Annotated in this window: 8 protein-coding genes; all 8 read right to left on the reverse strand. The window is 45.9% G+C overall.

Annotation, left to right across the window (positions count from 1 at the left end):
* Nucleotides 1-445: trimethylamine methyltransferase family protein (locus ACLTOH_RS15105; RefSeq protein WP_412224348.1), on the reverse strand; the 445-nt coding region annotated here is incomplete at its 3' end.
* A gap of 133 nt (nucleotides 446-578) precedes the next feature.
* Nucleotides 579-1,226 carry a cobalamin-dependent protein gene (locus ACLTOH_RS15110; protein WP_018594540.1) on the reverse strand — a complete coding sequence of 216 codons (648 nt, stop codon included), beginning with the start codon at nucleotides 1,224-1,226 and terminating at the stop codon, nucleotides 579-581.
* Between the two features lie 10 nt (nucleotides 1,227-1,236).
* Complete coding sequence (locus tag ACLTOH_RS15115) at nucleotides 1,237-2,526, reverse strand: PocR ligand-binding domain-containing protein (protein ID WP_029468004.1); 1,290 nt, start codon at nucleotides 2,524-2,526, stop codon at nucleotides 1,237-1,239.
* A 61-nt stretch (nucleotides 2,527-2,587) separates the two neighbouring features.
* Nucleotides 2,588-3,274 carry a zinc metallopeptidase gene (locus ACLTOH_RS15120; RefSeq protein WP_029468003.1) on the reverse strand — a complete coding sequence of 229 codons (687 nt, stop codon included), beginning with the start codon at nucleotides 3,272-3,274 and terminating at the stop codon, nucleotides 2,588-2,590.
* A 109-nt stretch (nucleotides 3,275-3,383) separates the two neighbouring features.
* Nucleotides 3,384-3,803 (reverse strand): aconitase X swivel domain-containing protein, encoded by a 420-nt coding sequence (locus tag ACLTOH_RS15125; RefSeq protein WP_018594543.1) that lies wholly within the window; start codon nucleotides 3,801-3,803, stop codon nucleotides 3,384-3,386.
* The gene (locus tag ACLTOH_RS15130; protein ID WP_029468001.1) at nucleotides 3,803-5,095 is read right to left on the reverse strand and encodes an aconitase X; all 1,293 of its coding nucleotides are present in this window, start codon (nucleotides 5,093-5,095) and stop codon (nucleotides 3,803-3,805) included. Before ACLTOH_RS15130 ends, ACLTOH_RS15125 begins: the two co-directional genes overlap by 1 nt.
* A 264-nt stretch (nucleotides 5,096-5,359) precedes the next feature.
* Nucleotides 5,360-6,535, reverse strand: coding sequence for an IS110 family transposase (locus ACLTOH_RS15135; protein WP_115622538.1), 1,176 nt, complete (start codon nucleotides 6,533-6,535; stop codon nucleotides 5,360-5,362).
* Nucleotides 6,536-6,762: 227 nt separating this feature from the next.
* The coding region (locus tag ACLTOH_RS15140) for a BCCT family transporter (protein WP_412224349.1) at nucleotides 6,763-8,064 on the reverse strand (1,302 nt) is incomplete at its 5' end.

Here is an 8,064-nt window from a genome sequence, read left to right on the forward strand (position 1 = left end):
AGTCTGATGCTGCCATGGGTACATCCTGTGGGGTGACCAGTGCACTGGCAATTGTCACCGTGTCCAGTTTTTCCATGATCCTTGTGATCAGGGCAAGATCTCTGTCCGTAGCTTTCCTGCGCAATCCTGTCTCCGGGTCCAGCACATGGGTGGCCATGGTCATGGCCGCCAGGGACGGCACCCTGTCTTTCACATGTACGTCTTTGTCAGGAGTCCTTCCATATAAAACGAATTCCTCCCTCTTGGGAACCGTCTTAAGCCCCTCCTCAATAATATTCCGTGGTATCTTTACAATCTGGCCGGACACCTCTGCCCCTGCTTTCGCAAAATAGTCTCTTGCCTCTGCGCCCTCGAATTTCATACCCAGATTTTCCAGCATTTCCAATGCTTTTTCATGTACCCGTACTACTTCCGCCTCACTTAAATACTTGATCGATGGTCTCATGTCTTTACCTCCTCCATAATACATAACTTAAAACCCTGTTCTACTGCATCCCCGATACGTATCTTCTTTTGATACATCAAGGATACCACAGAACAGGGTCCTTTACTTTTGCTTTATTTTTCTATTTATTGCTCTATATTTCTTTCAGGATTTTGGATAGGTTCTTGTTCAGGAAATCTCGCAGTTCAATGGCATCCCTGGTGTAATAGTCCGCTCCGATCTCCTCCGCGTATTCTCTGCTGACGGACAGGCCTCCCACAAAGACAATCACCTTGTCCCTTATTCCGGCTCTCTCCAGCTCCTCTATGATCCCCCTCAGCTCACAGACTGTTGTTGGAAGAAGCGCAGATGCCATGACAAGCTTGGCCTCATTCTCCACAGCCGCCTCCACAAATTCCTCCTTTGTCACGTCCACACCTAAATCCACCATGTCTATATTCAGGGTGGAGAGGTATATCTTGACCAGATTCTTTCCGATATCATGGACATCCCCCTCCACAGTGCCGATGACCGCTGTGCACTGCCTTGCCCCGCCTTGGTCCAGATAAGGGGTCAGGCATCTGAGACCCGCATTCAGTGCCCGGGCCACCCTCAGGGCCTCCGGCACACAGACCTCACTGTTGCGGAACTTGTACGCCAGTGTATCCACTCCCAGGATCAGCCCCTCTTTCAGCACCGATTCCGGAGGATAGCAGACGGCGATTGCTTTCTTTATGAGATTAACCACCTCGTCGGCTTTCCCACCCAGAAGATTCCGCCTGATCTCTTCATATATATCCATTCTGTCTCTCCTATAAAAATTTATTCCTGTACTGTCCGGGATTGACCCCTATCAGTCTTCGGAAGGTTTTTGTATAGTAACTCTGGCTTTCAAATCCACACTGTCTCATGATCTCCTTTATGCTCAGTTCCCGGTTTCTCATCAACTCAATGGATTTTTCGATCCTGACTCTCAGGATATAATCGTTTATGGTACCGCCCGTTTTCTGGCGGAACAAGGTACAGAGATAAGACCTGCTCAAAAACACATGGCCGCAGATGTCATCCAGGGTTATTTTTCTATTATAATTCTCTTCTATGTATTCCCTGACTGTTTTCATGACACTGATATGATCATCTGTTCCCAAAAGATAAATACTGTCAAACCAGCGGTTCAGCATCCGATAGGTAAGCTCCATCATCTCCTCAATGTTCTCCACATGTTTCATATCCTGCCTGTAATGTTTCACGCCGTTCATGACAACCTCGCTGTCCGCCCCTGCCTCCACGATCGCCCTGGCAGTCACAGCCATGAAATCATGCAGTGCTGACTTCACAAGCGTCTTGTCATAGGAGCACAGTATCTCCATGTCTGTAAACAGCATCTCCAGCATGTTCTGAATTTTATCCTTGTCTGCCATGCGCACATACTGCAGATACCGTTTCTCCCTTTTCAGATAGACAGACCAGTCAAATTTTTCATTTTCCAGTGTCTTTTTCCTCTCCTCGATCCTGGTCGTCATGGCATCGCGCCAGCTCAGAAGATTCTTCTGGTCCATAAAGATTGCATTTTGCGTTTTGGAGAGATACTGCATCATGACCTGCAGCAGGTTGGCAGAGGACTGGCACTGGTCCGCTGAGATCACCCGCAGCTTTTTTATATTCCGCTCCATTTCCTCTCTCTCTTCCACGCTCCCGCAGAATTTTTCCGCATCCTGGTGAAAGATGTGGTCCGGCTCCCACAAAAGGACTTGTCCGCACATGACAGCTCCCACCTCTGTTCCATCGGCATAGATGGGAACTGCCCACATGACAAGACCTGCATGGCAGACAAAAAAATACGGTTCCTTCCACATAAAAGCCTGTCTGCACGCCTTTTTGTAGGTACGCCTGCAGTGTGCCTTCCCCGCCTCCGTATTCTGTACCTGACGGCAGTATGTGCACTCATAGTAGTCTTTGCTGGCGAGAAAGACTTCTCCATAAGTGTTGACCGCTATGATCCCCAGCTCTGTTGCTTTTGCAAAGTTATCCAGCATCTCTTCCAGATGATCTTTTTCTTCCAGATGAGCCTTTTCCTCTGAATGTTCGTAACCCTCCGCCATATCCTTCCTCCGGCCTTTTACTCTTGCCTTTATTCTACCGCCGGCGGCAGAAAAAGTAAACTTAATTTCTCCGTCTTCCCGACAGCAGTACCAAGCGCAGGAGCTGCAGGATAGAGGAGAGCGCAGATGCCACATAAGTAAGCGCGGCGGCCCGCAGCACTTTCCCGGCGCCCTGCAGTTCACTCCCCGAAAGGATTCCTGTTCCGTCCAGTATACGCATAGCTCTGCCGGATGCGTTAAACTCCACCGGAAGCGTAACCAACTGAAACGCAACCACCAGGGAGAACAAAATGATCCCTATGTTCACCAGGCCGGGTGCCCCCATCAAAAGTCCAATGAGGAACAAGGGCCAGCATAAGGCAGAGCCGAGATTCACCACCGGAACAATGGCTCCTCTGATCTTGATGGGTACATATCCCACCTCATCCTGTATGGCATGGCCGCACTCATGTGCCGCTACACCGATGGCTGCCACTGACTCAGAGCCGTAAACTGCCTCAGACAGCCGCAGCACTTTATTTCTGGGATCATAATGATCGGTCAGGCTCCCTCCCACTCTCTCGATCCTAACCTGGCTGATCCCTGCCCGCTCCAGTATAGTCCTGGCTGCCTGTTCTGCTGTCATGTGTCTGGCATTTCCCACTGTACTGTACTTTTTATAAGTCTGGTTTACATTTGCCGATGCCGCCACACAGAGCACGACACCTGCAAGGACCAGAAGATACGTGGCGTCATAATAAAAAAACATCCATAATCCCTCCAATGCATGAAATACTTCATTATTATTTCATTCATCATAAGGTTATGGATGTCTCTCTTTAAATATTCAGAAAGTATAAAATTTTACTGTTGTTTTTTCATTCCGCCCGTTTCAGTATTTCTACGATTCCCTTATTGCCATCCACACGGATATAGTCTCCATCATGAATGATCTTACAGGCTTCTTCCTCAGTCTCCACAACTGTAGGTATGCCCAGTTCCACAATACAGGCAGCGCAGCGGGAGTCCAGTTTTTCGATGACCCATGCAGTGGGCTTATGTCCGGCCACAGAAGCGGAATAAAAATGGCTGGCCCATCCGTTGCTCCCCTTAGCACAGGGAAGGATCAGAATCTTTCCGCCGATATACGCACCGAATTTGCTGTTGGCTTCTTCTATGATGATACCCGTTTTTTCGTCTAATCCGGCCCATCCCTGTACACTGTCAGGAAGGACGAGCGCTTCTCCTTCCATGACTCCTTCATAGGCTCCGCGTCCTTTGATGATCCTATTCTCCATTATGCTTCTCCTTTCCAATAGCCTGCCGCAGCGGCATCAATACATTTACAGACATCGCCATAATAGATCGGAACATGTTTCTCCGTTCCGAAGCAGGAGTGCATATAGTGCCCCTGTTTACCGGAATCCGTCACCATAGCTGTCACATGACTGAAAGCTGCGGGATCCATGACCATGGCACAACTGCTTGACAACACATTGCCTCCGGCATCCTCTATGGTTTTAACAAAACCACTGGCCTTAGCCATTGCGAGGGTAGACATATCTGTCCAGACATGGAGTTCTACACCTTCCGCCACTTTTTTCCCATGGATATAATTGGCCACCTGCTGAATATCCTCCAGACTATAGTGGGGACATCCCAGTAATACAAAGTTGATCTTTCCTTCCCCCGCACTGCAGATCTGGCGGTATGATTCCTCATAATCTTTTTGAGTAATGGTAAATTCGCCCCTGAGAGGTTTGTTTCCTCTGGCGTCTTCCAGGGAACGAGCCTCCGGTGTCACTCCGACTATGTGGCACAGCTCACATGCACTTGTAGTGGCCATGGCAGTAAAGCACTGCTTTAACATGGTCAATGTTGGTCTGTGGAAATCGCCTGTCAATACAGGAACTCCGGCGGAAGGCAGCATGCGCCCTACCGTATATCCGATGATATCCCAGTCAAATCTTGTCTCTGATCTGCACTCAATATGATATACGGTATCCGCATAACGGTTTTCCGGAAGATAAAATCCCCATTTTGGAGCGCGTCCGCAGATAGAGATCCATGTGATCGCTTCCTCTCCGTCTGCATTGCATCGTGCTCCGAATGCCGAGTTGCTCATAGTAATGTTGCTGGACTCTGATGTGACTACATGCTCTCCAAATAACGGAACCCAGCCGTTCAGGTACGGGGTGCAGGAACCGGCAATACAGCAGCCGGCCTTCAGCGTACGACTCAGATATTCGGTATTTTTGTCAAACAGCTCTTTTGGGAGATGGGTCACTTCATAATCATACTGGTCGCAGGGTGCAACACAGGTCTGACAGTAGCAGGTCTTCTCGAATTCCCCTAATTCTACTTTTTCATCTGTGCAGAGATACATTTTCGCGAAAATTTCATCGTATGTATCTGCTTTGCAGGTTTCCAGATAGGAATGTGCTCCAAAGTACAGTGTGGATTTTGTGACTTCCACCAGTTCTTCTGCACCTACCACACGGGCATATTTTAAAACATTTTCCAACGCGATCTGTTTAAAGCGGCCGAATTTTCCATCCAGCATTTCCTGTTCATATGGTGTTAATTTCATAGAGATACCTCACTTTTTTCTTATATTCTCATTCTTCATCGTCATTTGCGGATTCCGGCAACAGGTCATTCGGATATTGCTTGACCTCTTTTGCCTGTTTAAAAAAGACTAACTATTAAAGAAAGTCAATAAATAGTTTCAAAAACAGAGATGTTTTGAGTATAGTGGCGATGACTTATTCATCGCAATCAGTACCTTGAAAATTGCATGACAAATAGAGCATCGAGTATGATGCTCTGACAAGAAGATATGATGTTGGAAGAATTAGATTGCTTTTTGGTATTGCTGTCCAGTGCGTTCGAGATGATAAATTAGCCGAACTAGTTTCTTGGTCGCGTGAGACATTGCAACATAGTAATGCTTGCCTTCAGCTCGTTTCTTGGCAAGATAAGCCTTGTAGGTTGGATCCCATAGACAAACATATGCGGTTGCATTAAACAGAGCATATCTAAGGTATCTAGAACCACGTTTTTCCATTCTGGCATAACAGTTATCTAACTGGCCGGATTGATAGGTAGAAGGCGACATTCCTGCATAAGCAAGGATCTTATCTGGAGAGTCGAATTGGCTAAAGTCACCTATTTCAGCAATAATCATGGCACCCATTCGATAGCTGATTCCAGGAATGCTAAGGATTGGAGAATTGATTTCATCCATGATGACTTTAATCTCGTTTTCAATCTCTTCGATTTCAGAATCTAGCTCTCTAATGAGCTTAATGGTGTGCTTTAATTCAAGCGATTTAGCTGGCATATTTGAACCGATAGAGGTTCTTGCAGCCTCTCTAAAAGCGATAGAGGTTTCTTTTGTGTAGTGGCCTTTAGATGCGGTTTCAAGAAGATTTGAAAGTCTTGTGAGATGTGCATTAGCTACCTGTTTTGCACCAGGAAATTCGTAGAGTAACTCATAAACAGAATTCTGATGAAGTGTTGGAACAAGCTTTTCTAACTCAGGGAAAAGGATACATACAAGACGGGATATAGATGTTTTAAGCTTCGCGCGTTCTTTAACTTTATCAAAACGATAGCGAGTAAGTGACTTAAGCTCTTCGTTGTGATACGATGTGTCTGAGTAGGACTTTAAGTTCACGTCAGACATTAGCATAGAAGCAATTGTATGGGCATCAACTTTATCCGTTTTCGTCTGTCTAAGGCTTAGACTTTTTCTGTACAGATTAGTATGTAACGGGTTGATAACAAAGGTGGCCAGACCTTTATCAAGCAGATATCCGAGAAGATTGTAACTATAGTGTCCAGTGGCTTCTAGGCCTACTTTTACTTTAGAAGCATCTTCCATAACGGATTCTATTTTCTGATAAAGCTCGTCGAACCCATCGAGATTGTTTTTGATGGTAAAAGCCTTGAAAAGGACTTCGCCATCAGAGTTTGTGATAAAGCAATCATGCTTATCTTTTGCGACATCAATTCCTACGTAAATCATATAGGACCTCCTGATATAAAGTATTGATACTGTCTTAAGATCCACAGGGCTCCTTGCAATCGTAACCTACTTCTTGATAAACCGTCATGCGGTAACTAACTGATTAACAAATAAACAAAGAGACTGTGGTTGGAGCCTTTTTTAAACCATCAAGTGGTAGGAGGTGATAACCAATCCACAGTATCTTAAAATAGCATAGTCAAACCTGTAGAAAAGGTAAAGAAAGACTATGACTTTATATAATAGTAGGATACGATACAAATTCCCACTATGATCATAATGGGCGCACCCAGTATGACATACATGGCCTTTACCGCATTGACGCCATCAGTTGCAACCGTTGTATAAGCGGTAGCTGTGATCAACAGACCCATGATGATCTTAAATTTTTTCGGTGCCTCATCATCCACGGTCAGATTATGCACAGACATTGTGGCGAGAACAGATGCAATGGGGTCTGCCATAGTTGTAAAGGAGCCAATAATGGCAATGATAAATACGATCTGCACAATATTTCCAATAGGCAGCGACTTGATTATCTGGAAGACAGTCGCCTGCATTCCATAGTCCTGAACCATTGCCCACACATCCATAGTACCGCTGGTCTGCAGACTGATGGTCTGTCCGCCGAAAACGCCGATCCATGTGACGCAGAAAATCGCCGGAATAATAACATTGACAACCAGGAACTCTCTGAGCGTACGCCCTTTTGCCATCCTGCAGAAAAACATTCCGAATACCGGACAATACAGGATGAAGGAAGCCCAGTATTGAACGATCCAGTTAGCATACCATGTATCATCTGAAAGTGTATTGTTGACTAATGTTTTGGAGCCCCAGTTATCCAAAATTTTTCCAAAGGATTCTGTTGAGAGCTTGCCTATAAATGCGGTATCACCACAGATAAAAACATAGATCAGAAGGCCGCAGAAAATAAAAAAGGTTATGGTAGATACATATTTCAAACCTTTATGAATCCCCGATACACTCATGATGACAAACATCACACCGATGAAAACCGCCACTAACAAGTAGATCAGATTCGACTGACTGATTCCGAATGCAGATTCCAATCCCGCTCCGATCTGCATCAAACCAACACCCATGGAGTTGGCACATCCTCCAACCATGGCAAATATCATAACTCCGTGAATGAGGGTTTCCAGCCATTGGCGCCGGCCGAATACAGGGTCTAATACGGAGTTGAACTGAAGCTTTTTATGTCGGTTGTAGACAGCAACCGTAAATGCAACAGAACAGGCTCCATAAAGAGCAAATTCAACAAAAGACCACTGCCACATAACCTGTGAGATCGAGAAAATCGCAGCATCACGAGATCCCGGCTGGCAGCCGGCATATGCAGGCGGCTCAAAAAAGTTATATAACGGTTCCCCCATGGCCCAGAACAGCAGCCCTGTACCAATACTTCCGCAGATCGTCATGGCGATCCAGTGGAATTTTGTAAACTCCGGCTTAGCGTCCTTTCCGCCGATCTTGATATCGCCAAATTTGCTTATCATAATATACAT

Source organism: Waltera sp. (genome assembly GCF_046969025.1).
In the GTDB taxonomy this organism is placed as follows: Bacteria; Bacillota; Clostridia; order Lachnospirales; family Lachnospiraceae; genus Acetatifactor; species Acetatifactor acetigignens.

Coding starts and splice junctions, on each gene's coding strand:
- ACLTOH_RS15125 (WP_018594543.1), bottom strand. CDS start 3,803: ATGGAGAATAGGATCATCAAAGGACGCGGAGCCTATGAAGGAGTCATG.
- ACLTOH_RS15110 (WP_018594540.1), bottom strand. CDS start 1,226: ATGGATATATATGAAGAGATCAGGCGGAATCTTCTGGGTGGGAAAGCC.
- ACLTOH_RS15115 (WP_029468004.1), bottom strand. CDS start 2,526: ATGGCGGAGGGTTACGAACATTCAGAGGAAAAGGCTCATCTGGAAGAA.
- ACLTOH_RS15135 (WP_115622538.1), bottom strand. CDS start 6,535: ATGATTTACGTAGGAATTGATGTCGCAAAAGATAAGCATGATTGCTTT.
- ACLTOH_RS15120 (WP_029468003.1), bottom strand. CDS start 3,274: ATGTTTTTTTATTATGACGCCACGTATCTTCTGGTCCTTGCAGGTGTC.
- ACLTOH_RS15130 (WP_029468001.1), bottom strand. CDS start 5,095: ATGAAATTAACACCATATGAACAGGAAATGCTGGATGGAAAATTCGGC.